This window comes from Cellulosimicrobium sp. CUA-896, from assembly GCF_001942335.1.
Lineage (GTDB): Bacteria > Actinomycetota > Actinomycetes > Actinomycetales > Cellulomonadaceae > Cellulosimicrobium.
Map to the genome: position 1 here is coordinate 104,016 of NZ_MKKH01000011.1, position 26,524 is coordinate 130,539.

Annotated in this window: 21 protein-coding genes, 2 tRNA genes and 4 pseudogenes; 12 read left to right on the forward strand and 15 right to left on the reverse strand. The window is 73.8% G+C overall.

Annotated features, from left to right (window positions below):
• Window positions 1-209: 209 nt before the first annotated feature.
• The 3 genes from leuA (at window position 210) to BJF88_RS05055 (ending at window position 3,755) form a co-directional block, all read left to right on the forward strand.
• Window positions 210-1,985, forward strand: a complete 1,776-nt coding sequence (gene leuA / locus BJF88_RS05045; protein ID WP_075828056.1) for a 2-isopropylmalate synthase — start codon at window positions 210-212, stop codon at window positions 1,983-1,985.
• Between the two features lie 226 nt (window positions 1,986-2,211).
• Window positions 2,212-2,961 carry a DNA repair protein RecO gene (gene recO, locus BJF88_RS05050; protein WP_075827995.1) on the forward strand — a complete coding sequence of 250 codons (750 nt, stop codon included), beginning with the start codon at window positions 2,212-2,214 and terminating at the stop codon, window positions 2,959-2,961.
• Window positions 2,961-3,755, forward strand: coding sequence for an isoprenyl transferase (locus BJF88_RS05055; RefSeq protein WP_075827996.1), 795 nt, complete (start codon window positions 2,961-2,963; stop codon window positions 3,753-3,755). Before recO ends, BJF88_RS05055 begins: the two co-directional genes overlap by 1 nt.
• 18 nt (window positions 3,756-3,773) lie before the next feature.
• Here the strand turns inward: BJF88_RS05055 and BJF88_RS05060 are convergent, their stop codons facing one another.
• The 6 genes and pseudogenes from BJF88_RS05060 to BJF88_RS05085 all read right to left on the reverse strand — a co-directional run bounded on the left by BJF88_RS05060 (window position 3,774) and on the right by BJF88_RS05085 (window position 8,261).
• Window positions 3,774-4,571, reverse strand: a complete 798-nt coding sequence (locus BJF88_RS05060) for an alpha/beta fold hydrolase (protein ID WP_255371764.1) — start codon at window positions 4,569-4,571, stop codon at window positions 3,774-3,776.
• Complete coding sequence (locus tag BJF88_RS05065) at window positions 4,492-5,067, reverse strand: hypothetical protein (protein ID WP_075827997.1); 576 nt, start codon at window positions 5,065-5,067, stop codon at window positions 4,492-4,494. Before BJF88_RS05065 ends, BJF88_RS05060 begins: the two co-directional genes overlap by 80 nt.
• A 3-nt stretch (window positions 5,068-5,070) precedes the next feature.
• On the reverse strand, window positions 5,071-5,475 hold the full coding sequence (locus BJF88_RS05070) for a Fur family transcriptional regulator (protein WP_075828057.1): 405 nt from the start codon (window positions 5,473-5,475) through the stop codon (window positions 5,071-5,073).
• Window positions 5,472-6,455: pseudogene (locus BJF88_RS05075) on the reverse strand (metal ABC transporter permease). Before BJF88_RS05075 ends, BJF88_RS05070 begins: the two are co-directional and overlap by 4 nt.
• Window positions 6,456-6,495: 40 nt before the next feature.
• Window positions 6,496-7,272, reverse strand: coding sequence for a metal ABC transporter ATP-binding protein (locus BJF88_RS05080; RefSeq protein WP_075828058.1), 777 nt, complete (start codon window positions 7,270-7,272; stop codon window positions 6,496-6,498).
• Entirely contained in the window at window positions 7,269-8,261 is a 993-nt protein-coding gene (locus BJF88_RS05085; RefSeq protein WP_075827998.1) for a metal ABC transporter substrate-binding protein, read from the reverse strand. Before BJF88_RS05085 ends, BJF88_RS05080 begins: the two co-directional genes overlap by 4 nt.
• A 154-nt stretch (window positions 8,262-8,415) precedes the next feature.
• Here BJF88_RS05085 and BJF88_RS05090 point away from each other — a divergent pair, with 154 nt between their 5' ends.
• Window positions 8,416-9,819, forward strand: coding sequence for a glycine--tRNA ligase (locus BJF88_RS05090; RefSeq protein WP_075827999.1), 1,404 nt, complete (start codon window positions 8,416-8,418; stop codon window positions 9,817-9,819).
• A 96-nt stretch (window positions 9,820-9,915) separates the two neighbouring features.
• On the opposite strand, the gene BJF88_RS19890 is transcribed toward BJF88_RS05090, so the two are convergent.
• Complete coding sequence (locus BJF88_RS19890) at window positions 9,916-10,077, reverse strand: hypothetical protein (protein WP_187346195.1); 162 nt, start codon at window positions 10,075-10,077, stop codon at window positions 9,916-9,918.
• Window positions 10,078-10,191: 114 nt separating this feature from the next.
• Between BJF88_RS19890 and dusB the strand changes: the two genes are divergently transcribed.
• Complete coding sequence (dusB, locus tag BJF88_RS05095; RefSeq protein ID WP_075828000.1) at window positions 10,192-11,364, forward strand: tRNA dihydrouridine synthase DusB; 1,173 nt, start codon at window positions 10,192-10,194, stop codon at window positions 11,362-11,364.
• 80 nt (window positions 11,365-11,444) lie between these two features.
• Here dusB and BJF88_RS05100 read toward each other — a convergent pair.
• Both BJF88_RS05100 and BJF88_RS05105 read right to left on the reverse strand, forming a co-directional pair.
• Window positions 11,445-13,255, reverse strand: a pseudogene (locus BJF88_RS05100) (alpha-amylase family glycosyl hydrolase).
• Between the two features lie 177 nt (window positions 13,256-13,432).
• Window positions 13,433-14,488 (reverse strand): LacI family DNA-binding transcriptional regulator, encoded by a 1,056-nt coding sequence (locus BJF88_RS05105; protein WP_369824490.1) that lies wholly within the window; start codon window positions 14,486-14,488, stop codon window positions 13,433-13,435.
• Between the two features lie 405 nt (window positions 14,489-14,893).
• Between BJF88_RS05105 and BJF88_RS05110 the strand changes: the two are divergent.
• The 3 genes and pseudogenes from BJF88_RS05110 (at window position 14,894) to BJF88_RS05120 (ending at window position 18,655) form a co-directional block, all read left to right on the forward strand.
• A pseudogene (locus BJF88_RS05110) lies at window positions 14,894-15,960 on the forward strand (extracellular solute-binding protein).
• 137 nt (window positions 15,961-16,097) lie between these two features.
• Window positions 16,098-17,736: pseudogene (locus BJF88_RS05115) on the forward strand (ABC transporter permease subunit).
• Window position 17,737: 1 nt separating this feature from the next.
• Window positions 17,738-18,655: a sugar ABC transporter permease gene (locus BJF88_RS05120; RefSeq protein WP_075828002.1), complete on the forward strand. Its 918-nt coding sequence runs from the start codon at window positions 17,738-17,740 to the stop codon at window positions 18,653-18,655.
• A gap of 27 nt (window positions 18,656-18,682) precedes the next feature.
• Here BJF88_RS05120 and BJF88_RS05125 read toward each other — a convergent pair whose 3' ends face one another.
• On the reverse strand, window positions 18,683-19,114 hold the full coding sequence (locus tag BJF88_RS05125; RefSeq protein WP_075828059.1) for a hypothetical protein: 432 nt from the start codon (window positions 19,112-19,114) through the stop codon (window positions 18,683-18,685).
• Between the two features lie 133 nt (window positions 19,115-19,247).
• Here BJF88_RS05125 and BJF88_RS05130 point away from each other — a divergent pair, with 133 nt between their 5' ends.
• Entirely contained in the window at window positions 19,248-20,543 is a 1,296-nt protein-coding gene (locus BJF88_RS05130; RefSeq protein WP_075828060.1) for a deoxyguanosinetriphosphate triphosphohydrolase, read from the forward strand.
• A gap of 4 nt (window positions 20,544-20,547) precedes the next feature.
• Here the strand turns inward: BJF88_RS05130 and BJF88_RS05135 are convergent, their stop codons facing one another.
• Entirely contained in the window at window positions 20,548-21,006 is a 459-nt protein-coding gene (locus BJF88_RS05135) for a VOC family protein (protein ID WP_075828003.1), read from the reverse strand.
• A gap of 118 nt (window positions 21,007-21,124) precedes the next feature.
• On the opposite strand from BJF88_RS05135, the gene BJF88_RS05140 reads away from it, so the two are divergent.
• Both BJF88_RS05140 and dnaG read left to right on the forward strand, forming a co-directional pair.
• A complete protein-coding gene (locus BJF88_RS05140; protein ID WP_139315918.1) occupies window positions 21,125-22,078 on the forward strand; it encodes a helix-turn-helix domain-containing protein in 954 nt (317 codons plus the stop codon).
• A gap of 9 nt (window positions 22,079-22,087) precedes the next feature.
• On the forward strand, window positions 22,088-24,040 hold the full coding sequence (gene dnaG, locus BJF88_RS05145; protein WP_075828004.1) for a DNA primase: 1,953 nt from the start codon (window positions 22,088-22,090) through the stop codon (window positions 24,038-24,040).
• An 83-nt stretch (window positions 24,041-24,123) separates the two neighbouring features.
• Here dnaG and BJF88_RS05150 read toward each other — a convergent pair.
• The 3 genes from BJF88_RS05150 to BJF88_RS05160 form a co-directional block, all read right to left on the reverse strand.
• Window positions 24,124-24,196, reverse strand: a tRNA-Asn gene (locus tag BJF88_RS05150).
• Window positions 24,187-24,756 (reverse strand): hypothetical protein, encoded by a 570-nt coding sequence (locus BJF88_RS05155; protein ID WP_075828005.1) that lies wholly within the window; start codon window positions 24,754-24,756, stop codon window positions 24,187-24,189. The genes BJF88_RS05150 and BJF88_RS05155 overlap by 10 nt, the downstream gene beginning before the upstream one ends.
• 36 nt (window positions 24,757-24,792) lie before the next feature.
• Window positions 24,793-24,869, reverse strand: a tRNA-Ile gene (locus BJF88_RS05160).
• A gap of 72 nt (window positions 24,870-24,941) precedes the next feature.
• Between BJF88_RS05160 and BJF88_RS05165 the strand changes: the two genes are divergently transcribed.
• Window positions 24,942-25,313, forward strand: coding sequence for a DUF488 domain-containing protein (locus tag BJF88_RS05165; protein WP_075828006.1), 372 nt, complete (start codon window positions 24,942-24,944; stop codon window positions 25,311-25,313).
• On the opposite strand, the gene BJF88_RS05170 is transcribed toward BJF88_RS05165, so the two are convergent.
• A complete protein-coding gene (locus BJF88_RS05170) occupies window positions 25,271-26,392 on the reverse strand; it encodes an acyltransferase (RefSeq protein WP_075828007.1) in 1,122 nt (373 codons plus the stop codon). The genes BJF88_RS05165 and BJF88_RS05170 overlap by 43 nt on opposite strands.
• Window positions 26,393-26,524 lie beyond the last annotated feature (132 nt).

Consider the following 26,524-nt stretch of genomic DNA (forward strand, 5'->3'; position numbering starts at 1 on the left):
CACGTCCGACGGCGCTCGGTGCCGCGCCGTCGGACGTGCCCGGTGGGCGGACGTCGGCGACGCACGCCGGGGGCGGGGGTACAGTGACTGCGTGCACCTGATGCGGCCGCTCCTTCTTCGTCGCCGCGGCGAGGCTCTCTAGCCGGTCCCTCGTCGCGGTGGTCGGTATGCCGGCTGACACCGATCAGGACGACCCGAAGGACCCGACGATGAACGCCTCTGCACCCGCTCCCGCCGACTCCCGGGCGAACGCCCAGCAGCCGTCCGGCATGCCGATCCACAAGTACCTGCCGTTCCACCGGCAGATCGACGTCTCCCTCCCGGACCGCACCTGGCCCGACCGCCGGATCACCGACGCGCCGCGCTGGTGCGCCGTCGACCTGCGCGACGGCAACCAGGCGCTCATCGAGCCGATGAACCCCGAGCGCAAGCTGCGCATGTTCGAGCTGCTCGTCGAGATGGGCTACAAGGAGATCGAGGTCGGGTTCCCGTCCGCCTCGCAGACGGACTTCGACTTCGTCCGGATGCTCATCGAGGAGGACCGCATCCCGGACGACGTCGTCATCCAGGTGCTGACGCAGGCGCGCGAGCACCTGATCGCCCGCACCTACGACGCGATCCGCGGTGCCAAGCAGGCCATCGTCCACCTGTACAACTCGACGTCGGTGCTCCAGCGCGAGGTCGTGTTCCGGTCCGACCCCGAGGGCATCATCGGCATCGCGACCGACGGCGCGCGGCTGTGCAAGAAGTTCGAGGAGACGGTCCCCGGGACGACCGTCTACTACGAGTACTCGCCCGAGTCGTACACGGGCACGGAGCTCGAGTTCGCCGCGCGGATCTGCAACGAGGTGCTCGACGTCCTGGAGCCCACCCCGGACCGCAAGGTCATCATCAACCTGCCCGCGACGGTCGAGATGGCGACGCCCAACGTCTACGCCGACTCGATCGAGTGGATGAACCGGCACCTGAACCACCGCGAGAACGTGGTGCTGTCGCTGCACCCGCACAACGACCGGGGCACCGCGGTCGCCGCCGCCGAGCTGGGCTACCAGGCGGGCGCGGACCGCATCGAGGGCTGCCTGTTCGGCAACGGCGAGCGCACCGGCAACGTGTGCCTGGTGACGCTCGGCATGAACCTGTTCAGCCAGGGGATCGACCCGCAGGTCGACTTCTCGGACATCGACCACGTGCGGCGCACCGTCGAGTACTGCAACCAGCTCGCCGTCCCCGAGCGCCACCCGTACGCCGGCGACCTCGTGTTCACCGCGTTCTCCGGTTCGCACCAGGACGCGATCAACAAGGGCTTCGACGCGATGACGGCGCGCGCGGAGGCCGCGGGCGTCGGCGTCGACGACCTCGTGTGGGCGGTGCCGTACCTGCCGATCGACCCCAAGGACGTCGGCCGCTCCTACGAGGCCGTCATCCGGGTCAACTCGCAGTCGGGCAAGGGCGGCATCTCGTACCTGCTGAGGACCGAGCGCCACCTCGACCTGCCCCGCCGCCTGCAGATCGAGTTCTCCCAGGCCGTCCAGGCGCACACCGACCAGGCGGGCACCGAGGTCACGGGCGACGACATCTGGCGGATCTTCTCCGACGAGTACCTGCCCGTGGAGCCGGGCTCCGGGCTCGAGCCGTGGGGCCGCCTCAAGCTGCGTGCCACGCGCGCGGCGTCGAGCGAGGAGGGCCCGGACACGCTGAGCATCGACGTCGTCGACCGGGGCGAGGAGCTCACGCTCGAGGGCACGGGCAACGGCCCGGTCGCGGCCTTCGTCGACGCGATCGCCCAGGTGGGCGTCGACGTGCGGGTCCTCGACTACGCCGAGCACGCCCTGTCCGAGGGCGGGGACGCGCTCGCGGCCGCCTACGTCGAGTGCCAGGTCGGCGACGACGTCCTGTGGGGTGTCGGCATCGACGCCTCCATCACGACCGCGTCCCTCAAGGCGATCGTCTCCGCCGTCAACCGCGCGGAGCGCGCCGCGATCTGACGCGCCGCCAGTCCCGCCTCGTGCGCTCGCACCGTCGCCCGGCGGTGAGGTCGCCGCGAAGGCGGGGCCGGGGCGGAGCGGCGGGTCGTGGCGGGCCTGGCGGGAGCGGCCGAGGGACGAGGCCGCGGATGGTAGACTCGCCGCTCCGCCCCGGCCCTGCCGTCCCAACGCCGCCCCGACGCTCCGCCCGGTCGGTCACGTGGGTGCGATGCGGGACAATGGCGACGTGGTCCTCTACCGAGACGACGCGATCGTCCTGCGCGCCCAGAAGCTGGGCGAGGCGGACCGCATCGTCACCCTGCTGACGCGCGAGCACGGGAAGGTGCGCGCCGTCGGCAAGGGGGTGCGGCGCACGTCGTCGCGCTTCGGCGCGCGGCTGGAGCCGTTCATGGTGGTCGACGTGCAGCTCCACGCCGGTCGTTCGCTCGACACGGTGACGCAGGTGGAGACCGTCGGCCCGTACGCGCGGCGCATCTGCGAGGACTACGCCCTGTACACGGTCGGCACGGTGATGCTGGAGACGGCCGAGCGGCTCGTCGCGGCGGAGCGCGAGCCGGCGGTGCAGCAGTACTGGCTCCTCGCCGGTGCGCTGCGGGCGCTGTCCGACCGCGCGCACGCGCCGAACCTCGTGCTCGACTCGTACCTGCTCCGCGCGCTCGCCGTGGCCGGGTGGGCGCCGACGTTCACCGACTGCGCACGGTGCGGCGAGCCGGGTCCGCACCACGCCTTCGCCGTCGCGCAGGGCGGCGCCGTGTGCTCGCGGTGCCGCCCGCCGGGGTCGACGGCGCCCGCGCCCGAGACCTTCACCCTGCTCGCCGCGCTGCTGGCGGGGGAGTGGGACGTCGCCGACGCGTCCGACGCCCGGCACCGCAAGGAGGCGAGCGGCCTCGTCGCCGCCTACGGCCAATATCACCTGGAGAGAACGTTGCGATCACTGCGCATGGTGGAGCGGGACGACGTGCGGACGGACGCCTGATGGGCCGCACGCACCCGGTGGTCCCGCCGTTCCCGCACCCGTCCGGAGCGCGTCCGCCCGCGATCCCGCGTCAGTTCGTGCCGGAGCACGTGGCGGTCGTCATGGACGGCAACGGCCGGTGGGCCAACGCGCGCGGCCTGCCCCGCACGGCGGGGCACGAGGCCGGGGAGGCGGCGCTGCTCGACGTCGTGGCGGGCGCGATCGAGATCGGCGTCCGGCACGTGTCGGCGTACGCGTTCTCGACGGAGAACTGGAAGCGCTCGCCCGACGAGGTCCGCTTCCTCATGGGCTTCAACCGCGACGTGATCCGCCGTCGCCGCGACGAGATGGACTCCTGGGGCGTGCGGGTGCGCTGGGCCGGCCGACGGCCGCGGCTGTGGACGTCGGTGATCAAGGAGCTGGAGGTCGCCGAGCAGCAGACGCAGGACAACGACGTCTGCACGCTGACGATGTGCGTCAACTACGGCGGGCGCGCCGAGATCGCCGACGCCGCCGCGGCGATCGCGCGCGAGGCGGCGGCGGGCCGGCTCGACCCGGCCAAGGTCTCCGAGCGGACGGTGCAGAAGTACCTGGACGAGCCCGACCTGCCCGACGTCGACCTGTTCCTGCGCAGCTCCGGCGAGCAGCGCACGTCGAACTTCATGCTGTGGCAGGCCGCGTACGCCGAGCTCGTCTTCCTGCCCGAGCCGTGGCCGGACGTCGACCGCCGGCACCTGTGGCGCGCCGTCGAGGAGTACGCGCGCCGCGACCGTCGCTACGGCGGCGCCGTCGACGCGGTCGGCACGACGGGCTGAGGAGCCCCTCGCCCGGCGTCAGGGCACCGCCGGCGCGCCGTCCGCGAGCGCGAGGAGCCGGTCCGCGAGCTCGGCGGGGCGGCTCAGCGCGACGAGGTGCCCGCCCGGCATCTCCTGGACGTCGAGGCCGAGCCGGTCACGCGTCACCGCGCGCTGGAAGGAAGGCGGGAAGAGGCGGTCGTCGCGGCCCTGGAGCACCACGGTCGGGACGTCGGGCCACGCCGGCGCGGGCCACGGCTCGGCGAACGAGCGCGCCGACGGGGCGCGGTCCTCGCCGGCCAGGGTGCGGGCCGTGACGTCGACCGGGACGTCGTGGAAGAAGTCCCGCACCGGGTCGAACGGCCCGAGACCGGCCGCGGTCCGCGCGTCGTCGTGACCGGTGGCGTCCCACCACGACCCGCCGCTCTCGCCCGGGTGCGGGACCATCGGGTTGAGGAGCACGAGGAGGCGGACCGGGACGCGGTGGGCGAGGAGCCCGCCGACGTACGCGCCCATGGACTGCGCGACGACGACGGGCGCCCCGGGGACCGGTGCCGCGTCGAGCGTCGCCTGCGCGACGTCGGTCAGCTCGTCCCAGCCGAGACGCTCGTCGTGCTGGGGGAGGTCGACGGGCAGCGGGGTGTGCCCGCGCGAGGCGAGCTCGGGCGCGAGGCGCTGCCAGTACCCGGGGTGCCGCCCGCGCCCGGGACGAGGAGGAAGGTCGTCATGCAGCGGGGACCGGCCGGTCGGGCCGGACTCATCGGCCGGCGGTCGCCCCGTCCGGCGCGGTGCCCTCGGTGACCTCCTCGGCGTGGGCCGGCGGCGCCGTCGCCGCACCGCCCGCGCGGCGTCGCCGGACCGTGACGACGGCCGCCGCGACCACGGCGACCGCGAGGGCGGCGAGGACGCCGACGCCCCCGGGCGAGCCGGTGGCGGCGGCGAGGGCCGCGGTCCACACCGCCCAGCCGACGGTCGCGTAGATCGTCGCGTGGATCGCGCAGCCGACGAGCATCACGGGCAGGTACCGGCCGAACGGCATCCGCACGACGCCCGCGGCCGCGTTGACGACGGTCTTGGTGCCCGTCGCGAGGAACGACGCCGGGACGGCCACCAGCCCCCAGCGGCGCAGCGCCTCGATGCCGCGCGCCGTCGAGGCGCCGGACAGCCACGCGTGCGCGCGGGCGACCCACGGCCGCACGGGCCGGGTCCGGTCGAGCGTCCAGACCGTCACGAGCCGCGCGACCCAGTACGTCGCCTGCGTGCGGACGAGCACCACCGCGAAGAAGAACGCGAACAGCGCCGCGAACGGCGCGTCGTCCAGCGCGGCGGGCACGGCTCAGCCCCGGGGGGACCCTCCGGTCGCCGACCGCTGCGCGCAGCGCTCGCACGTGCCGAAGAGCTCGATGGTGTGCTGGATGTCGGTGAAGCCGTGCGCGCTGCCCACCTGCGACGCCCACGCCTCGACGGTCGGCCCGTCGATCTCGACCGTCCGACCGCACGAGCGGCACACGAGGTGGTGGTGGTGCTCGCGGCGCTCGCACCGCCGGTAGAGGTTCTCGCCCTCCTCGGTGCGCAGCACGTCCACGTCGCCGCCCTCGGCGAGGCTCTGCAGCGTCCGGTACACGGTCGCGAGCCCCACGGAGTCCCCGCGCGAGCGCAGGATCTCGTGGAGCTGCTGGGCGCTGCGGAAGTCCTCGACGTCCTCGAGCGCGTCGGACACCGCGGCGCGCTGGCGGGTCATCCGCTGCACGGGTCACCTCCGGGAGTGGTTCGGGCCGCCGCCGAGCCCGCGGGGACGAGCCCGGCGTCGGGGATGTCGACGTCGTCGGGAAGGTCGGGGTGCGGGTCGTGCCGCACCCGCGGCCGGCGGCGCGCCCACACGGGGCGCAGTGCGGCGACGACCACGTAGGTCCCGACGGCCAGGACGACGATGGTCGCACCGGGCGACAGGAAGTTCCAGTACGTGATGGAGAGCCCGACGACGCACACGAGCACGCCCACGACGCACGCGACCAGCATGGTGCGCCGGAACGAGCGCGTGAGGAGCTGCGCGACGGCGACGGGCACGATCATGAGCGCGCTGACGAGCAGCAGGCCGACGACGCGCATGGACACGGTCACCGTCAGCGCCGCCACGACCGCCACCGCGATGTTCAGCCTCGCACCGGGAGCCCGGAGGCGCGGGCGAACTCCTCGTCGTGGCTCACGGAGAACAGGGCGGCGCGCAGCCCGAGCCGACGGCGAGGATGACGGCACCCAGCAGGAGGGTCAGCACGAGGTCGGCGGTCGTGACCGTCGAGATGGAGCCGAACAGGTACTGCATGAGGCTGCCGGACGACCCGCCGGCGAGGCCGATGAGCAGGACGCCCCCGGCGATGCCGCCGTAGAAGAGCATGGCGAGCGCGAGGTCGCCCGACGTGCGGCCCCGCTCGCGCACGACCTCGATCGCCACCGAGCCGATGACGGCGGCGACGACCGCCCCTGGGATCGCGAGCGCGCGTTCGGCACGAGGCCCATCGCCGACCCCACGAGCCAGCCGAGCGCCACGCCCGTGAGCGCGACGTGACCGATGCCGTCGCCGAGGAGGGACAGCCGCCGCTGCACGAGGTACGTGCCGACCACGGGCGCGGACAGCCCCACGAGCAGCGCCGCGACGAGCGCGCGCTGCATGAGCGGGTCGGTGAGCATCGCCCCGATCTCGGACAGGAAGGATCCCGTCATGTGCCGCTCCTCGGTCCGGGACCTGCCGCGAGGTCGGGGTTCAGGTGCCGAACAGCCCGGTCGTGGGGCCGTGCTCCGCGTCCTCGGGCTCGTGGGGGTGCTGGTGCTGGTGGGTCGCGCCGGCGTGCGTCGCGGACGGCCGCGGCGGGGCGCCGTCGTGCACGACCCGGCCGTGCCGCAGGACGACCGCGCGCCCGATGAGAGGGGCGAGCGCGCCGAGCTCGTGCAGGACGACGAGCACGGTGAGTCCCTGCTCGACGAGGCGGGACATGGTCGCGGCGAAGGTCTCCTGGCTCGGCTTGTCGACGCCGGCGACCGGCTCGTCGAGGACGAGCAGGTCGGGCCGACGCACGAGGGCGCGCGCGATGAGCACGCGCTGCTGCTGGCCCCCGGAGAGCTCGGTCGTGGAGTCGTCGGCCCGGTCCGCGAGGCCGACCTGCTCGAGGGCGTCGACGACGCGGGGGCGCCAGCCGCGGGGCAGCCGGAGGCGGCCGCCCCCCAGCAGCCCGGACGCGACGACCTCGGCAGCGGTGGACGGCATGCCGGAGGGAGCCGCGAGGCGCTGGGGGACGTAGCCGAGGCGCCGCCACGGGACGCGCGGTCCCAGCGGCGTGCCGAAGAGCTCGACGGAGCCCGCGCTGAGCGGGACGACGCCGACCAGCCCGCGCACGAGCGTCGACTTGCCGGACCCGTTGGCGCCGAGGAGCGCGACGACCTCGCCCTCGCCCACGGTCAGGTCGATCCCGCGCAGGATCTCGCTGCCGCCGAGGCTCACGCGCACGTCGCGGGCGGCGACGAGGGGGGCCGCGCCCGTCATGCGCACGCCAGTCCGGACGTGAGCGCGTCGAGGTTGGACTCCATGACCTCACGGTAGTCGGTGGCGCCCTCGGCGAGGCCCTCGAGCGGGTCGAGGACGGCGGCGTCGACGCCGAGGTCGTCGGCGAGGGTCTGCGTCACCTTGGGGCTGACGAGGGTCTCGAAGAACAGCGTGGTCACGCCCTGGCCCTGGACGACGTCGCGCACCTCGCGAAGACGCGCGGGCGACGGCTCGGCCTCCGGGTCGATCCCGGAGATGCCGACCTGGTGCAGGTCGTAGCGCTCGGCGAGGTAGCCGAACGCCTCGTGCGACGTGACGAGCGTGGCGCCGGCGCACGGTGCGAGCGCCTCGGCGTACTCGGCGTCGAGCGCGTCGAGGTCGGCGGTCAGGGCCTCGGCGTTCGCGCGGTACTTTTCGGCGTGGTCGGGGTCGACCGCGGAGAGCTCGTCCGCGACCGCGTCGCCGACGGCTGCGAGCCGCGTCGGGTCGAGCCAGAAGTGCGGGTCGGCCGCACCGTGCTCGTGATCGTCGTCGCCGTCCTCGTCGTGCTCCTCCTCGGCGTGCTCGGCGTGCTCCTGCGCGCTCTCGCCCTCGTGCCCGGCGCCGTCGGGGTGCGCCTCGAGGCCGGCCGGACCGGCCGCGTCCACGACGTGGGCGGGCTCGCGCTGCTCGACGCCCTCGTCGACCGCGTTCTGGAAGCCCGACAGGTACACCACGAGGTCCGCCTCGCCGATCTCCCGGACCTGGGCCGGTGCGAGCTCGAGGTCGTGCGGCTCGGCCGCCGGGGGAGTGAGGTTGGCGACCTCGACGTGCTCGCCGCCCACCTGCTCGGCGACGTACTGGAGCGGGTAGAACGAGGCCAGCACGTCGAGGCGCGCGTCGTCCTCGCCCGCGGCGTCGCCGGACGAGCAGCCGGCGACGACGAGCGCCGTGGCGGCGAGGACGGCGGGCGCGGCGAGGGCTCGACGGCGCGGGGCGGGACGGGTCATGGGACCAGTCTCCGCCTTAGTGAGAATCGATGTCAAAATTCGGGTCGGTGAGGCGCGTCACCGACGGGTAGCCTGGTCGGTCGGCGCCCGCGGGCGCCCGTCCGACCCGACCAGCCCCCACGAGCCACGTGCGGGGCCGTGAGCTCCAGGAGTGATGACCGTGGCCGCTGCGCCCTCACCGTCCGCCCGCCTCGACGCCGTCGTCTCCCTCGCCAAGCGGCGAGGGTTCGTCTTCCCGTCGGGCGAGATCTACGGAGGTACGCGCTCCGCCTGGGACTACGGGCCGCTCGGCACCGAGCTCAAGGAGAACATCAAGAAGCAGTGGTGGCGCGCGACGGTCACGAGCCGCGACGACGTCGTGGGCCTGGACTCGTCGGTGATCCTGCCGCGCCAGGTGTGGGTCGCGTCCGGCCACGTCGGCGTCTTCACCGACCCGCTCACCGAGTGCCTGTCGTGCCACAAGCGGTTCCGCGAGGACCAGATGCTCGAGGAGTTCGAGGAGAAGAAGGGCCGCGCACCCGAGGGCGGCCTCGCCGAGATCGTGTGCCCGAACTGCGGGACCCGCGGGCAGTGGACCGAGCCGCGCGACTTCAACATGATGCTCAAGACCTACCTCGGCCCGGTCGAGGACGAGTCCGGGCTGCACTACCTGCGCCCGGAGACGGCGCAGGGCATCTTCGTGAACTTCGCCAACGTCATGGGGGCGAGCCGCAAGAAGCCCCCGTTCGGCATCGGCCAGATCGGCAAGTCGTTCCGCAACGAGATCACGCCGGGCAACTTCATCTTCCGCACGCGCGAGTTCGAGCAGATGGAGATGGAGTTCTTCGTCGAGCCGGGCACCGACGAGCAGTGGCACCAGTACTGGATCGACACGCGCACCGACTGGTACGTGGACCTCGGCATCTCGCGCGACAACCTGCGCCTGTACGAGCACCCGCAGGAGAAGCTGTCGCACTACTCGACGCGCACGGTGGACATCGAGTACCGCTTCGGGTTCACCGGCTCGGAGTGGGGCGAGCTCGAGGGCATCGCGAACCGCACGGACTTCGACCTGCGGACGCACGCGGAGCACTCCGGGAAGGACCTGTCCTACTTCGACCAGACGAAGAACGAGCGCTGGGTGCCGTACGTCATCGAGCCGGCCGCGGGCCTGACCCGCTCGCTCATGGCGTTCCTCGTCGAGGCGTACACCGAGGACGAGGCGCCCAACGCGAAGGGCGGCGTCGACACCCGCACGGTCCTGCGCCTCGACCACCGTCTGGCCCCGGTCAAGGCGGCCGTGCTCCCGCTCAGCCGCAACGAGCAGCTCTCGCCCAAGGCGAAGGACCTCGCGGCCGAGCTGCGCAGGTACTGGAACGTCGACTTCGACGACGCGGGAGCCATCGGCCGCCGGTACCGCCGCCAGGACGAGATCGGCACGCCGTTCTGCATCACGGTGGACTTCGACACGCTCGACGACCAGGCCGTGACGATCCGGCACCGCGACTCGATGAGCCAGGAGCGCGTGGCGCTCGACAAGGTCACGGAGTACCTCGGCGGGCACATGCTGGGCGCCTGACCGGCGGCAGGTGCGGGCACGACGACGGGGCGGGACCTTCGCGGTCCCGCCCCGTCGTCGTCCGCGCGTGCTGCGCGACGTACCCCTGCGGCGGCGCTAGCTCTTCAGCGCGCCCTTGCCGCGGCGCAGGACCGCGAGCACCAGGCTCACGACCAGGATCGCCACACCGATCCACAGGAGCACCTTCGCGGCCTCGATCGCCACGCCCAGGATGAGCAGCACGGCGCCCACGATGACCAGGATCAGCCAGAGAGGCATGAAGTTCCCTTTCGTCCGGATGTCGACCGTTATGCCGACTCGAAGAACCCTGCCACGAGTTCGGCGTGCGCGCGCGGCGAACGTTCGACGGGCCCGTGCGGGGCGGATGGGAGAATGGGGCGCGTGAGTGCTCCCACCCCTGTGCTGCCGCCGCTGCGCATCGGTCCCCACACGGTCGCGACGCCGGTCGTGCTCGCCCCGATGGCCGGCGTGACGAACCGCGCCTTCCGCACGCTGTGCCGCGAGCACGGGGCGGGGCTGTACGTCGCCGAGATGGTCACGAGCCGCGCGCTCGTCGAGCGCAACCCCGAGGCGCTGCGCATCGTGACGTTCGACGAGGGCGAGTCGCCGCGCTCCGCCCAGGTGTACGGCGTCGACCCCACGACCGTGCGCGAGGCGGTGCGCATCATCGTCGCCGAGGACCGGGCGGACCACGTCGACCTCAACTTCGGCTGCCCGGTCCCCAAGGTGACGCGCAAGGGCGGCGGCGCCGCGCTGCCCTGGAAGCGCGAGCTGTTCGCCGCGATCGTCCGCGAGGCCGTCGAGGCCGCCCGCCCGCACGGTGTGCCGGTGACGGTGAAGATGCGCAAGGGCATCGACGACGACCACCTCACGTACCTCGAGGCGGGCCGCGTGGCGGAGGACCTCGGTGTCGCCGCCGTCGCGCTGCACGCGCGCACCGCCGCCCAGCACTACTCGGGCACCGCCGACTGGTCCGCGATCGCGCGGCTCAAGGAGGCGGTGACGAGCATCCCGGTGCTCGGCAACGGCGACATCTGGGCGGCCGAGGACGCCGTCCGGATGGTCCGCGAGACCGGGTGCGACGGCGTCGTCGTCGGACGCGGCTGTCAGGGGCGCCCGTGGCTGTTCGCCGACCTCGCCGCGGCGTTCGCGGGGCGGCCGGAGCGCGTGCGGCCCGGGATGCGGGAGGTCGCCGACACGATCTACCGCCACGGGGAGCTGATGATCGAGTACTTCGACGGCGACGAGGGCAAGGGCATGCGCGACCTGCGCAAGCACATGGCCTGGTACCTCAAGGGCTACCCCGTCGGCGGCGACGCGCGCCGCGCGCTCGCGATGGTGTCCACGCTGGCCGAGCTGCGTGCGCTGCTCGACGACCTCGACCTCGACGCGCCCTACCCGGGCGAGCCGGCCGAGGGGCAGCGCGGCCGGGCCGGGTCGCCCAAGACGCCGCACCTGCCGTACGGCTGGCTCGACTCGCGCGACCTCGACGGCGAGTTCGCCGAGCGCCTGCGCGAGGCCGAGCTGAGCGTCTCGGGCGGCTGACCCGACCCGGCCCGCGTCGGGCCCGAACGCGCCATGACGGCCGGCCGCCCGCGCGGGCGACCGGCCGTCGAGCACCAACGTCAGAGGGCGCGCAGCCAGACCGTCGTGTCGGACGGGACGCGGACCTGCGGCTCGGCCGAGCGGTCGGTGACGACCGGGCCCGACTCGACGAGCACCTCGACGCCGCGCGGCAGGACGACCGGCTCGGTGCCGAGGTTGGCGAGCACCACGACGTCGCGGTTGCGGAACGCGACCACGTTCGGCGAGCCGGCGTACGCGTCGAGCCAGGCGAGCGTGCCGCTGCCGAGCCGCTCGGCACGGCGCGTCGCGAGCGCGGCGCGGTACGTCTCGTACGTCGACCCGGCGACGCCCCGCTGCGCGTCCGCGGCGTAGCGCGCGTACGACTCCGGCTGCGGCAGCCACGTCCGCCCGCTCGGGCCGAAGCCGTGGCCCGGCGCCTCGGCCTCCCACGGGAGCGGCACGCGGCAGCCGTCGCGGCCCGCCTCGGCGCCCCGGGTGCGGAAGAACGCCGGGTCCTCGCGGACGTCGTCGGGCAAGGTCGTGTGCTCGGGCAGCCCGAGCTCCTCGCCCTGGTACAGGTACGACGACCCGGGCAGGCCGAGCATGAGCAGCGACGCGGCGCGGGCGCGCCGCAGACCGAGCTCCTCGTCGGGCTGCGGCTCGTGCGCGAAGATCCCGTTCGGCCGCAGGCCCGGGTCTGCGAGCCCGAGGCGCGAGGCGTGACGCACGACGTCGTGGTTCGACAGCACCCACGTGGTCGGCGCGCCGACCTCGTCGTTCGCCTGCAGCGACGCGGCGACCACGGTGCGCAGGGGAGCGGCCGACCACGGCGTGGTGAGGAACGAGAAGTTGAAGGCCTGGTGCATCTCGTCGGGGCGCACGTACCGTGCGAGACGGGACAACGGCTCGACCCACGCCTCCGCGACCAGGGCGCGGTCGCCGTCGTACCCCGCGAGCACGCGGTGCCACGCCCGGTAGATCTCGTGGACGCCGTCCTGGTCGAACATCGGGCCCGAGTTGCCCGCGCCGGTCGACCCGTCCTCGGGCGCCCCCGCGTCGGTGCCCTCGACCATCGCGACCTTGCCGTCCCAGTCGGGCAGCCCGGGGGCCTTGACCATGCCGTGCGCGACGTCGATGCGGAAGCCGTCCACGCCCTTGTCGAGCCAGAAGCGCAGGACGTCCTCGAACTCGGCGCGCACCTCGGGGTTCTCCCAGTCGAGGTCGGGCTGCGTCGAGTCGAACAGGTGGAGGTACCACTGGCCGCCGACCTCGCCGTCCGCGCCGGTGACGGGGCGCGCGCCCGGCCCGGCGGTCACGCGCGTCCACGCGGGCCCGCCGAAGATCGACTGCCAGTTGTTCGGCGGCAGCTCGCCGTGCTCGCCCTCGCCCTCACGGAAGACGTACCGGGCGCGCTCGGCCGATCCTCCGGGGCGGCGAGGGCAGCCTGGAACCAGGCGTGCTGGTCGGAGGTGTGGTTGGGCACGAGGTCGACGATCACGCGGATGCCCCGGGCATGGGCCTGGGCGAGCAGCTCGTCGAAGTCGTCGAGCGTGCCGAACAGCGGGTCCACGTCGCGGTAGTCGGCGACGTCGTAGCCGGCGTCCTTCTGGGGCGAGCGGTAGAACGGGCTCAGCCACACGGCGTCGACGCCGAGCTCCGCCAGGTGGTCGAGCTTCGAGGTGATGCCCGGCAGGTCGCCGATGCCGTCGCCGTCGCCGTCGGCGAAGGAGCGCGGGTAGACCTGGTAGATCACCGCGTCGCGCCACCACTCGGGCGCCTCGCCCGGTCCGGCGTGCACGAGCTCGCCCGCGGTGAGGAGCGCGCCGGCGTCCGCGGGGGTCGCGAGCAGGGTCGAATCGTTACGAGACATCGGGGCTGAGGTCCTCACGTCGTTCGTCGGGATGGTGCGGTCGGGGGCGCGGCTCCGGGGCCGGTGCCGGCGCGGGTGGGGATGCGCACCCACGTCCAGGATGCCGCGCCCGGGCGGCGCGGGTCACGTGGTGGCGGGTCAGGCGGGTCAGGCGGTTCGGGCGCAGGCGGTGAGCGGTCAGGCGGTGGCGGGACGCGGCGCGCCGTCGCCGGGGCTCGTGGGGGCGGCCCCCGTCGAGTCCCGGACGATGAGCTCGGTCTGGAACAGCAGCTCCGTGCGCGGCGCGCGACCGCCCTGGATCTCGGTGAGCAGGGCGCTGATCGCCGCGTGCGCCATGGCGGCCACCGGCTGGCGGACCGTCGTGAGCGGCGGGTCGGTGAACCCGATCAGCGGCGAGTCGTCGTACCCCACCACCGAGACGTCGTCGGGCACGCGCAGCCCGCGGGCCCGTGCGGCGCGGATCGCGCCGAGCGCCATGAGGTCCGAGCCGCACACGATGGCGGTGTGGCCGGCGTCGATGAGCTCGCCGCCCGCCGCCTGGCCGCCCTCGACCGTGTACAGCGTGGTCACGAGGTGCTCGCGCGCGCGCTCGGCGTCCTCGGCGAGGCCGTGACGCACGAGCGCCTCGACGAAGCCGTCGACCTTGCGCCGCGCCGGGACGAAGCGCTGCGGGCCGATCGCCAGGCCGATCCGGCGGTGCCCGAGGGACACGAGGTGGCGCACCGACAGCTCGACGCTCGCCGCGTCGTCGGGCGAGACGAACGGTGCGTCGATGCCGGCCGCGTACCCGTTGACGAGCACGATCGGGATGCCGCGGTCGCGCAGCCGCTCGTAGCGCTCGTGGCCGGCCTGCGTGTCGGCGTGGAGGCCGGAGACGAAGACGATGCCGTCGACCCCGTGGTCCATGAGCATCTCGACGTAGTCGTCCTCCGTCGTGCCGCCCGGGGACTGCGTGCACAGCAGCGGCGTGTACCCGTGCTCGGACAGCAGCGACTCGATGGTCTGCGCGAACGCGGGGAAGACGGGGTTGGTGAGCTCCGGCACGACGAGGCCGACGAGGCCTGCCGAGCGGGTGCGCAACGTCGAGGGGCGCTCGTAGCCGAGCACGTCGAGCGCGGCGAGCACGGCCTGGCGGGTCTCGCTCGCGACCCCCGGCTTCCCGTTGAGGACGCGCGAGACCGTCGCCGTGGAGACGCCGGCCTGGGTGGCGAGATCGCTGAGACGGGTGCGCACGGAGGGAAGCGTAGGTGACACCGGACCTCCTCGTCCTGGTCGTCCGGGCGATGGGCGCGCTCGCGGGCGAGCGCGCCGGAACCGCACGGGGGAGGCGGATGGGCGCACCGGCGCCCGTGGAAACGCGTTGCATGAAAGTTACCGCAACGGCTTGCACGATGGCTACCCACCGCTCTACGGTCATCCCCACCAGGGCCCGGCACCGACGCGGGCCGCCCACCTCACACGCTTGGAGTGCCCCTGATGCGACGGAGCATCGTTCTTGCCGCCGCGCTGACCACGACGCTCGCCCTCGCGGCCTGCTCGTCCGGCGAGACCGGCGAGGAGACCACGACGGACCCGCAGGAGAGCGCTCCTGCCGGCGGCTCCCTCACCGTCTGGGTCGACGAGACCCGCCAGGACGCCGTGACCGCGGCGGCAGCGTCCTTCGAGGACGAGACGGGGACGGCCGTCGACGTCGTCCTCAAGAACTTCGAGGACATCCGGGCCGACTTCCTCGCCCAGGTCCCCACCGGCGAGGGCCCCGACATCACGGTCGGCGCGCACGACTGGCTCGGTGAGCTGACGACGAACGGCGTCGTCGCGCCGCTCGAGCTCGGCGACACGGCCGGCGACTTCGAGGACGTCTCGATCGAGGCCTTCACCCAGGACGGGCAGGTCTACGGCCTGCCCTACGCGATCGAGAACATCGCGCTCATCCGCAACACCGCCCTCGCGCCCGAGGCGCCCGCGACGTGGGACGACGCCGTCGCGGCCGGTCAGGCGGCCGGCACGCAGTTCCCCGTCCTCGTGCAGTCCGACGGCGACAAGGGCGACCCGTACACGCACTACCCGTTCCAGACGTCGTTCGGCGCGCCCGTGTTCACGCAGAACGAGGACGGCAGCTACTCGTCCGAGCTCGCGATGGGCGGTCCGGAGGGCCAGGCGTACGCGCAGTGGCTCGCCGCGCAGGCGCCGCGGGTGTCCTCAGCCAGGACACCACGTACGACATCGCCGTCGAGGCGTTCGCGAACGGCCAGTCGCCGTTCATCGTCGGCGGTCCGTGGATGATCGAGTCGTTCGAGGGCCTCGACCTGGCGATCGACCCGGTCCCGGCAGCCGGTGACCAGCCCGCGCAGCCGTTCGTCGGCGTGCAGGGCTTCTACCTCAGCGCCGAGAGCGAGAACGCGATCGTCGCGAACGACTTCCTCGTCAACTTCCTGTCGACCGAGGAGGCGCAGCTCGCGCTCTACGAGGCGGGCAACCGTCCGCCGGCGCTGACGGCCGCCGCCGACGCGGCGTCCGCGGAGGACGAGATCGTGGCCGGCTTCCGCGAGGTCGGGGCCGAGGCGGTGCCGATGCCGTCGATCCCGGAGATGGCGTCCGTCTGGAGCTTCTGGGGCGTGACCGAGGCCGCGATCGTCAGCGGGGCCGACCCCGTGGCGACGTGGGACAAGATGATCGCGGACATCCAGGGCGCGATCGAGTCCTGACCGCGGGCGCGCGTCGTCGGGGGCGGGCCCAGCCCCGCCCCCGGCGACGCCGCGGCCTGCCGCTCCTCGACCGGGGCGGCGCACGACCCTCGTGACGCGGCGCCGCCGCCGCGTCGGACCACCACGGAGGCACCACGATGTCCGCCCCTCAGACCACGGCCGACGCCACGGGCGTCGACGCCCCGGGCCGCCCGGGCCCGGGACCCGGGCGAGGACGCCCGCCCCGTGCGCGGGACGCGTCGCACGCCCGCGACTACGGACCGGGCTTCGTCGCCAAGCTCGTGCTCATGGCCGTCGTCGACGCGTTCGGCGTGTACGTCGTGTGGTCGGCGTGGCAGTCGTCGTCGTACGGCGTCCTGGCCGCGACCCTCGTGCTGCTCCTCGTGGCCAACTGGGCGTACTTCTCGCGGCGCGCCCTGCCCCTGAAGTACGTCCTGCCCGGGCTGGTCTTCCTCCTCGTGTACCAGGTCTTCGTGGTCGCCTACACCGGCTACGTCGCGTTCACGAACTACGGCACGGGGCACAACACCACGAAGGAGCAGGCGGTCTCCGCGCTCCTGGTCCAGAACGAGCGCCGCGTCGAGGGGTCGGCGTCCGTGCCCCTGACCGTCGTGGCCGACGGCGACGAGCTCGGGTTCGCCGTCGTCACCGAGGACGGCGTCGAGGTCGGCACCGCGGACGACCCGCTCGCGGCCGCCGACGGCGCGACCGTCGAGGACGACCGCGTCACCGCCGTGCCCGGGTACGAGGTGCTGCCGCGCGACCAGGTGCTCCAGCGCCAGGGCGAGGTCACCGACCTGCGGGTCCCCGTCTCCGACGACCCGGAGGACGGCTCGGTCCGCACCACCGACGCCCGGACGGGGTACGTCTACCTGTCGACGCTCGAGCACGACGCCGCGGCGGACACCCTGACCGACACGACGACCGGCACGGTCTACGCACCGAACGACGAGGGTCAGTTCGAGGCGCAGGACGGCACGACGCTCGCGGTCGGCTGGCGCGTGCCCGTCGGGTTCGACAACTTCACGACGGCGTTCGGCGACAGCCGCTACGCGGAGCCGTTCCTGGCGATCCTCGTGTGGACGTTCGTGTTCGCCGTCGGGTCCGTCGCGACGACGTTCCTGCTCGGGCTCTTCCTCGCGATCACGTTCGACGTGCGCCTGCGCGGCCGCCGGTTCTACCGGACGCTCATGATCCTGCCGTACGCGATCCCCGGGTTCCTGGCCGCGCTGCTGTGGTCCGGGCTGCTCAACACCCGGTTCGGGTTCGTCAACGACGTGCTGCTCGGTGGCGCGGAGATCCCGTGGCTCACCGACCCGTGGCTCGCCAAGCTCGCGGTGCTGGGCGTGAACCTCTGGCTCGGCTTCCCGTACATGTTCCTCATCTGCACGGGTGCGCTCCAGTCGCTGCCGTCGGACGCATGGAGGCGGCGCGGATCGACGGCGCGGGGCGATGGCGCACCTGGCGGTCGATCACGCTGCCGCTGCTCCTCGTCGCGACGGCGCCGCTGCTCATCTCGTCGTTCGCCTTCAACTTCAACAACTTCACGCTCATCTACATGCTCACCGGGGGCGGACCGCGCTTCGACGACGCGTCGGTGCCGCTGGGGCACACCGACATCCTCATCTCGATGGTCTACTCCGTCTCCGGCGTCGACGGGTCGGCGCCGAAGGCTTCGGTCTCGCGAGCGCGCTGTCGATCGTCGTGTTCCTCATCGTCGGGACCATCTCCGCCCTCGCGTTCCGCGCCACCCGCTCGTTCGAGGAGATCAGCTGACATGGCGACCACCGCAGCACCTCCCGCCCTCGGCGGGCGTCTCCCGGCGGCCGCGACGGAACGGCGCCGCCGCAGCCCCGGCCGCTGGTTCTCCGAGCTCGGCTGGCGCCACGTCGTCGGCGTCGTCGCGGTCGTCTACGCCGCGTTCCCGCTCGTGTACGTGCTCTCGGCCTCGCTGTCCGAGAACGGCACGCTGACGGGCTCGAACACGCTGTTCGCCGACGTGAGCACGGCGAACTACGCCCAGCTCGGCGCAACGATGTTCTGGACGTGGACCGTCAACACGATCGTCGTCGCGGTCGCCACGTCCGTGGGTACCGTGCTCATGGGAGCCGCTGCGGCCTACGCGTTCTCGCGCTTCCGGTTCACCGGCCGTCGTGCCGGTCTCACGTCCCTGCTCGTGCTGCAGATGTTCCCGCAGATGCTCGCCTTCGTGGCGATCTTCCTGCTCCTGCTCGGTCTCGGCGACGTCGTCCCCGCCCTCGGGCTCGACAGCAAGGTCGCGCTCGTCGCCGTGTACCTCGGCGGCGCGCTCGGCGTGAACACGTTCCTCATGTACGGGTTCTTCAACACCGTGCCGCGCGAGCTCGACGAGGCCGCCAAGCTCGACGGCGCCACGCACGCCCAGATCTACTGGACGATCATCCTGCGCCTCGTCGCGCCGATCCTCGCGGTCGTGGCCCTGCTGTCGTTCATCAGCACGTTCGGCGAGTTCATCGTCGCGCGCGTCGTGCTGTCGTCGGAGAGCCGGTGGACGCTCGCCGTCGGCCTGTACGGCTGGGTGTCGTCGTTGCGCGAGGCGAACTGGGGCCTGTTCACGGCCGGCGCGGTCATCTCGGCACTGCCCGTGCTCGCCCTGTTCCTGTACCTCCAGAAGTACATCGTGGGCGGGCTGACCGCCGGCTCCGTCAAGGGCTGAGCGTGGCGGCGCCGACGGCGGCGCGAGTCACCGGAAGAGGTGGGTCACGCGGGCGACCGCCTCGTCGTACCGGGCGCGGTCGAACGTGAGGGTCCCGAGCGACGAGTAGTCCCACTCCGGCCGGTAGGGCTGCGTCGGGTCCTCCCAGCGGACCGTCCGCTCGTCCGCGCGGACCGTCACCTCGAACGGCCAGCAGCCCGCCTCGTGGCAGTCGCACGCGAGCACCCACGCCCGTCCGCCCGACGGCCCGTGTCCGAGCCCGTACCACTGGTGCTCCGCCGGACCGTACCGGAACAGCGCCGGGACGACGCCCCCGTACCCGCCGGCCGGCGTGTACCCGTGGGCCGACTCCACCGCTCCGACGAGCGCCACCAGCGAGCGACCGTCGACGTACGGGACGACCTCCACGACGTCGTCGACGCTGACGACCCGCAGCTCCAGCGCGTGCGTGGCGCTCATGCCGCGAGAGTACGCCCGCCACGGTCCGTGCACCCGTCGACGGTCCGCGGCGCGCGCGGGGGACCGGCGGCCCCCACCGTCTCGCTACGCTGAGCCCGTGCAGACCTTCGAGCAGGGTTCGTTCGACGCCGCCGTGGTCGGGACGGTCCCGCGGCCGGCCCCGGGCGAGGAGGGGACGGCGTCCTACACCGACGCCGACACCGAGCGGTGGTACGTCGAGGCGCCCAAGTCCCGCGCGCGCAGCCCGTTCGAGCGCGACCGCGCCCGCATCGTGCACTCGTCGGCGCTGCGACGTCTCGGCGCCAAGACCCAGGTGCTGGGGCCGGGCAGCGACGACTTCGTCCGCACCCGGCTGACCCACACGCTCGAGGTCGCGCAGGTCGGACGCGAGATCGGCAAGGCCCTCGGCTGCGACCCGGACGTCGTCGACACCGCGTGCCTCGCGCACGACCTCGGGCACCCGCCCTTCGGCCACAACGGCGAGCGCGCGCTCGCGGACCTGTCCGTCGACATCGGCGGGTTCGAGGGCAACGCCCAGACGCTGCGTCTGCTGACCCGTCTGGAACCGAAGGTCGTGACCGACGACGGGCGCGCCGTCGGGCTCAACCTCACGCGCGCGAGCCTCGACGCGAGCGTGAAGTACCCGTGGGGCGCGGGGGAGGGGCCGACCCGGGCCGACGGGCGCGCGACCCACAAGTTCGGCGTCTACGAGGACGACCGACCGGCGTTCGACTGGCTGCGCGCCGGCGCACCCCGCCAGGTCAAGTGTCTCGAGGCGCAGGTCATGGACCTGGCCGACGACGTGTCGTACTCGGTCCACGACGTCGAGGACGCGGTCGTCGGCGGGCGCCTCGAGCTCGCGGTGCTCGACGACGCGGACGAGCGCGACCGCGTCGTGCGCGCCGTCCACGCCTGGTACGGCGCCGCGCAGGACGAGGCCGCGCTCGAGGGCGCGATCGAGCGCCTGCAGAAGACCGGCCACCTCGTGACGGGGTTCGACGGGTCGCGCCGCGCGCTGTCGGCCCTCAAGGACGCGACGAGCCAGCTCATCGGCCGGTTCACCGGTGCCGCCCAGGAGGCGACGCGCGACGTGTACGGCGACGGGCCGCTCACGCGCTACGCCGCACGCCTCGTGGTCCCCGACGAGACGGTCGCGGAGATCCTCGTGCTCAAAGGGATCGCCGTGGCGTACGTCATGGCGCCGCGCGAGCAGGAGCCGCTCTACCAGCGGCAGCGCGAGGTGATCGCCGACCTCGTGCACGTGCTGGCCGACCGGGCGCCGATCGCGCTCGAGCCGTCGTTCGCGGCGGACTGGGACGAGGCGGCCGACGACGCCGCGCGCCTGCGCGTGGTGGTCGACCAGGTCGCGTCGCTCACCGACGTGTCCGCGATGCAGCTGCACGCGCGCCTCGTGCGGCCACCGGCCTGACCGCTCAGGCGTCGGCGCGCTCGGCCGCCCACGCGTCGCTCGCCCGCTGCACGTCCGCCGGCGTCACCGAGTCGGCGACCGTCGCGAAGTACCAGCGGTGGCCGAACGGGTCGCGGACGGCGGCCTGCCGGAAGCCCTCGAACCAGTCGGCCGGCTCCGTGAGCGAGGTCGCCCCGGCGTCGACCGCCCGCCGCCACGCGGCGTCGGTGTCCGCGACGGGCACGGTGAACGACGCGTGCGTGGGCTCGCCCGGCTCGGGCGCGGCCGAGTCCGGGGGGAAGGCCTCCGCGACCGTGAACGTCGACGTCCCCGCGGCCGACCGCAGGCGCAGGTCCGAGTGGATCACGGCGTCGCCCGAGGTGATCGTGTCGATCACCTCGGCGCCGAGCGCCGCCTCGTAGAACGCGATCGCCTGTCGCGCCCCGCTGACCGTGACGTTGGGGTGCAGCGCCGACATCTCCATGGTGTCCTCCGGTGTCCACGGGCGCCCGGTCCGTCCCGGTCCGCGCGCGCCCGGGTCCGTCCCGGGTGGCACCATGCTCGTGTCGGCACCCGGTGCCAGTCTTGGAGGAATGCGACAGGTGTTCGAACGCGGGAGCGGTGCGGGCGGCGGCACGGGCGGCACGGACAGGACGGGCGGCTCGGACGGCGCGACCACCTCGCTGCGCGGGATCGTGGACCCGGCCGGCGCCCGGCGCGGCTTCGCGCTCGAGCGCCTCGACCCGTCGCCCGACCTCGCCGACGTCGTCGAGCGTCACTGGGTGGTGCGCTGGGACCTGCCGCCGGGCGAGACCTTCACCCAGGTGCTCGTGCCGCACCCGGTCGCCAACGTCGTCGCCGAGACGTCCGGCTACGCGGCGCACGGGATCCCGCCCGGCCTGTTCGAGCGCACGCTGGGCGGTTCCGGCGCCGTCGTCGGCACCAAGCTGCGGCCCGGCGCGTTCCGCGTGCTGCTCGGGTCGCCCGACGCGGTGCGGCCGGGTGTGCGGGTCGCCGCCTCGGTCTTCCTCGGCCCCGCGGCGGGCGAGGCAGGACGACGCGCGCTCGCCCTCGCGGGCGCCGGCGACCTCCGAGCCGCGGTGGAGGTCGTCGAGCACCCGTTGCGTGCGCGCGCCGCGGCCGCGCGCACCTCGCGCGCGGTCCGCGACCTGGGTCAGGTGCGTGCCACGTTCGCCGCGCTCGTCGCCGGCGAGGTCGGCCCCGGTGGCGGGGTCGGCGACCTCGCCGCGGTGACGGGCTCCTCGCCGCGCTCGCTGCAGCGGCTGTTCGCCCGCTACGTCGGCGTGAGCCCCAAGTGGGTGCTGCAGCGCCACCGGGTGCACCTCGCGGCGGACCTGCTGGCCGCCGACCCGGGCCAGGACCTCGCGGCGCTCGCGACGGCGGTCGGCTACTACGACCAGGCGCACCTCGGCACCGACTTCCTCCGCGCCACGGGGACCACTCCCGGCGCCTACGCGCGCCGGTGCGCCGCGTCGCGCGACGCGCTGCTGACGGCCCTGCACAGGGCGCCCGCCGGAGGTGGCGCGGACGCATAGACTCGGCTCGTGGCTGGCCTGATCCGACGTGAGGACGTGGACGCCGTCCGCGACCGCGCACGGATCGACGAGATCGTCTCCGCGCACGTCACCCTCAAGCCGGCGGGCGTCGGGTCGATGAAGGGCCTGTGCCCCTTCCACGACGAGCGCACGCCGTCGTTCCACGTCCGGCCCGGCGTCGGCCGGTGGCACTGCTTCGGCTGCGGCGAGGGCGGCGACGTCATCTCGTTCGTGCAGAAGGTCGACGGCCTGACGTTCACCGACGCCGTCGAGTACCTCGCGGACCGGGTCGGCATCCAGCTGCGCTACGAGGAGTCGGGTCGCGGTGGCGGTGCGCCGCGCCCGCGCGAGGAGCCCGGGCGGCGCCAGCGGCTGCTCGAGGCGCACCGCGTCGCCGCGCAGTACTACGCCGAGCAGCTCGTGGCCCCGGGGGCGGGCGCCGCGCGCGCCTTCCTCGCCGAGCGCAGCTTTGACCGGGCGGACGCCGAACGCTTCGGGGTGGGATACGCGCCCACCGGGTGGGACAACCTGCAGCGCCATCTCCAGGGCCGCGGGTTCACGCAGGCCGAGCTCGTCGCGTCGGGCCTGATGAGCCAGGGCCAGCGGGGGATCTACGACCGGTTCCGCGGCCGGCTGATGTGGCCGATCCGCGACGTGACGGGCGAGATCGTCGGGTTCGGCGCGCGCCGCCTGTACGACGAGGACCAGGGCCCGAAGTACCTCAACACCCCCGAGACGTCGCTCTACAAGAAGTCGCAGGTGCTCTACGGCATCGACCAGGCCAAGCGGGAGATCGCGAAGCAGAAGCGGGTCGTCGTCGTCGAGGGGTACACCGACGTCATGGCGGCCCACCTGTCCGGCGTGACGACCGCCGTCGCGACGTGCGGCACCGCGTTCGGCACCGACCACGCCCGCATCGTCCGGCGGCTCCTCGGCGACACGACCGCGGGGGGCGGGCTGCAGCTCGCGTCCGGCGCGTCGGTGGGCGGCGAGGTCATCTTCACGTTCGACGGCGACGCCGCCGGGCAGAAGGCCGCCGTGCGCGCGTTCGGCGAGGACCAGCGCTTCTACGCGCAGACGTTCGTCGCCGTCGAGCCGAGCGGCATGGACCCGTGCGACCTGCGCATGGCGCGCGGCCCGGAGGCGGTGCGCGCGCTCGTCGACGGGCGCCAGCCGCTGTTCGAGTTCGTGGTCCGCACGACCCTGGACTCGTTCGACCTGGACACCGCCGAGGGACGCGTCGGTGCGCTGCGCGCCGCCGCGCCGATCGTCGCGGGGATCCGGGACGCGGCGCTGCGGCCCGAGTACGCGCGCCTGCTCGCCGGCTGGATCGGGATGGACACGGACCGCGTCCGCAAGGAGATCGCGGCCGCGAGCCGTCGGACGACACCGGGGCCCGTGCGGTCCTCGCGACCCGGGTCCGACGACGCCCGGACCGGTCCGGCGGACGACGCCCCGTCCGCCCCGGCGCTCCCCGCGCCCGACCCCCGCGATCCGGTCGCGCGGCGCGAGCGGCTCGCGCTCGTCGCGGTCCTGCAGTACCCGCAGCACGTCCCGGCGCTGTTCGACACGCTCGGCGAGGACGCGTTCTCCGTACCCGCGTGGCAGGCCGTCCACGCCGCGATCCGCGCGGCCGGGGGAGTGCGGGAGGGCGTCCCGCTCGGCGCGAGCCGCTGGGTCGAGGCCGTCGCCGAGCAGGCTGCCGAGCCGGTCCGCGCGCTCGTCACGCAGCTCGCCGTGGCGCCGTTGCCCGAGGACCGCGAGAACGTCGTCGGCGGCTACGTGGCCGGCGTGGTGCGCGGGCTCGTCGACCTGGGCCTCACGCGGCGCATCGCCGACGCGAAGAGCCGCCTGCAGCGTCTCGACCCGTCCGCCGACACCGACGGGTACCAGGCGGCGTTCGCGCATCTGCTCGCGCTCGAGGCCGAGCGGCGCACGCTGCGCGAGGGCGACGTCGCCTGACGCCGAGCCGCGGCGGGAGCGCGACGGGACTCCGGACATGCGAAGAGCCCGGAACCAGTGGTTCCGGGCTCTTCGTCAGCGGGCTCCCGCGGTAGGACTTGAACCTACGACCGTCCGATTAACAGTCGGATGCTCTGCCAGCTGAGCTACGCGGGATCGGCCACGGCGTCACCGTGGCGGCCGGGAAGAACTCTAGCAGGCTCAGAGGGGTAGTCCGGACGCGACCGCACCCGGCCCTCGGCCGCGTCGACACGCGCGGCGACCTCGGGGTCGTGCAGGTCGACGCCGGGCTCGGCGACCACCTGGGAGAACAGCGCGCCGTCCCGGTCGCGCCGCACGGCGACGCGAGCGGTCCGTCCTGCGGCGAACGTCACGGTCTCCGCGAGCACCACCGAGGACTGCACCCGCTCGCGCAGGGTCGGCACGAGCCCGCTGCGGCGCGGGTCGACGAGGTGCAGCGCCAGGGGCGGGGTGCCGTCGACCCACGTGACCGTGATCGTCGACGCTTCGGGCGCGTAGGAGGCGCGGTCGACGTCGGACCACGGGCGCGCGACGACGGCCCGCCCGGTCGGGTCGCTCGTCACGAGCGACCCGCGCGTGGCCACCGCCCAGGAGCCGTCCCGGAGCTCCGCCGACGCGAGGACGCGATCGCCGGCGGGCAGGTGGAGTGCGCGACGGACGTCGTCGGGCAGCGACGGGCGACGGAACCAGGACACGGCCCCACGGTAGCCGCTGCCGAGGCGCGGACGGCGTGGTGCCCCGTGCAGGACTTGAACCCGCGACCGAGAGATTATGAGTCTCCTGCTCTGACCAGCTGAGCTAACGGGGCGCGCCGAGAGCATATCGCCCGGCCCGTGGCGGTCCGGGTGCGCCGGGTCGGGCGGCGCGGTGTCATGGGGCCATGGAGGTCCGCACCAAGCGTGTCTACGACGACGCCGCCGCCGACGACGGGTTCCGCGTGCTCGTCGACCGCCTGTGGCCGCGCGGGGTGAGCAAGGAGCGCGCCCGGGCGGACCTGTGGCTCAAGGAGGTCGCGCCGTCGGACGAGCTGCGGCGCTGGTTCCACCACGAGAGCCCGCCCTTCGCCGAGTTCGCGCGCCGCTACCGAGCCCAGCTCGACGACAACCCGGCGGTCGCGGAGCTGCGCCACGCCGTGGCCGGGCACGCCGTCGTGACCCTCCTGTACGGCGCGCGGGACGCGACCGAGAACCAGGCCGTCGTGCTGCGCGACTACCTGACGGGCGAGGCTGCCGGCACCGCGGGTGCCGGCTGAGCGCCGTCGACCGTCCCGGACTCCGCGCCACGCCTCAGGTCGCGCTCGACCGCCCGGCGCAGCCGCGGACCGAGCGGGCGCTCGACGAAGCGGTGGAGCGCGACCGCGAGCCCGAGGCACACCGCCGTGGCGACGGCGAGCGTCGCCCAGGCGGGCAGGTAGGGGTGCAGGGACTCGATGACCCACCGGCCCCACGACGAGTGCACGAGGTACAACGGGTACGTGAGCGCCCCGAGCGTGGTGAGCCATCCCCACGGGACCCGGGCGAGCGGCGTGAGCGTCACGGCAGCGACGAGCGCGAAGCACGCGACGATCGCCACCCAGTACGTCGCCGGGCCGAGCACGAGGTCCGTGCTGTTCTCGATCCGCACCGCCTGGATCCGCCCGGAGTGCGCCGCGGCGAGCGCCATGTTCAGCCCGAGCGCGAGCCACAGGACCGGTGAGCGCGGCGCGCGCGCGAGCAGGTACAGCACCATCCCGCCGGCGAAGAGCGGCGCGTCCGCGGCGACGAGGACGTTCGCGACGACGTGCGAGCCGCTCTGCGTGGCGATCGCGCCCGCGACCGGCCAGAGCGTGACGAACGCGAGCAGGCGACCGCGCGTCAGACCCACGCCGACGAGGACGCCGACGAGGACGTAGAACCGCAGCTCCGACCAGAGCGTCCAGTAGACGGCCTCGACGTCCTCGACGCCGAACGCCCGTTGCACCATCGTGAGGTTGAGGACCGCCTGGGGCACGTCGATGTCGCGCCGACCGGGCACGACGAGCACGAGCAGCACGAGCACCAGCAGGACCGACGCCCAGTACGCGGGGAGCAGCCGCCCTGCCCGCGAGGCGACGAAGGCCTGCACGTCGCGCCCCCATGCCGTCATGAGGATGACGAAGCCGCTGATGACGAAGAACAGTTGGACGCCGAACGACCCGAACGCCGCCACCTGCTGCACCCCCGGCATCGCCTCGTCCGTCCGGAGCCCCCAGGCGTGGTGGTTGACGGCGACGAAGTGGTAGAGGAGCACGGCTGCCGCGGCGGCGAACCGGAGTCCGTCGAGCGCGGCGAGACGCGGAGAGGTGCGGGGCATCCGCCGCACGTTACCAAATCGTGATGTGCGTTCCCCGGGCGCCGATGTCCGACATGCACGCCGCCCGCCGGGCTGGCACAGTGGCCGGGCACAGCGGCCCCCGGAGAACCCGGCGGCGCCCACGGCACCCGA

Excerpts from the sequence above, each read along its gene's own strand:
- leuA (WP_075828056.1), top strand. The coding sequence starts at position 210 with ATGAACGCCTCTGCACCCGCTCCCGCCGACTCCCGGGCGAACGCCCAG.
- BJF88_RS05055 (WP_075827996.1), top strand. The coding sequence starts at position 2,961 with ATGGGCCGCACGCACCCGGTGGTCCCGCCGTTCCCGCACCCGTCCGGA.
- BJF88_RS05070 (WP_075828057.1), bottom strand. The coding sequence starts at position 5,475 with ATGACCCGCCAGCGCGCCGCGGTGTCCGACGCGCTCGAGGACGTCGAG.
- BJF88_RS05080 (WP_075828058.1), bottom strand. The coding sequence starts at position 7,272 with ATGACGGGCGCGGCCCCCCTCGTCGCCGCCCGCGACGTGCGCGTGAGC.
- BJF88_RS05085 (WP_075827998.1), bottom strand. The coding sequence starts at position 8,261 with ATGACCCGTCCCGCCCCGCGCCGTCGAGCCCTCGCCGCGCCCGCCGTC.
- BJF88_RS05090 (WP_075827999.1), top strand. The coding sequence starts at position 8,416 with ATGACCGTGGCCGCTGCGCCCTCACCGTCCGCCCGCCTCGACGCCGTC.
- BJF88_RS19890 (WP_187346195.1), bottom strand. The coding sequence starts at position 10,077 with ATGCCTCTCTGGCTGATCCTGGTCATCGTGGGCGCCGTGCTGCTCATC.
- dusB (WP_075828000.1), top strand. The coding sequence starts at position 10,192 with ATGGGGCGCGTGAGTGCTCCCACCCCTGTGCTGCCGCCGCTGCGCATC.
- BJF88_RS05120 (WP_075828002.1), top strand. The coding sequence starts at position 17,738 with ATGGCGACCACCGCAGCACCTCCCGCCCTCGGCGGGCGTCTCCCGGCG.
- BJF88_RS05125 (WP_075828059.1), bottom strand. The coding sequence starts at position 19,114 with ATGAGCGCCACGCACGCGCTGGAGCTGCGGGTCGTCAGCGTCGACGAC.
- BJF88_RS05135 (WP_075828003.1), bottom strand. The coding sequence starts at position 21,006 with ATGGAGATGTCGGCGCTGCACCCCAACGTCACGGTCAGCGGGGCGCGA.
- BJF88_RS05165 (WP_075828006.1), top strand. The coding sequence starts at position 24,942 with ATGGAGGTCCGCACCAAGCGTGTCTACGACGACGCCGCCGCCGACGAC.
- BJF88_RS05170 (WP_075828007.1), bottom strand. The coding sequence starts at position 26,392 with ATGCCCCGCACCTCTCCGCGTCTCGCCGCGCTCGACGGACTCCGGTTC.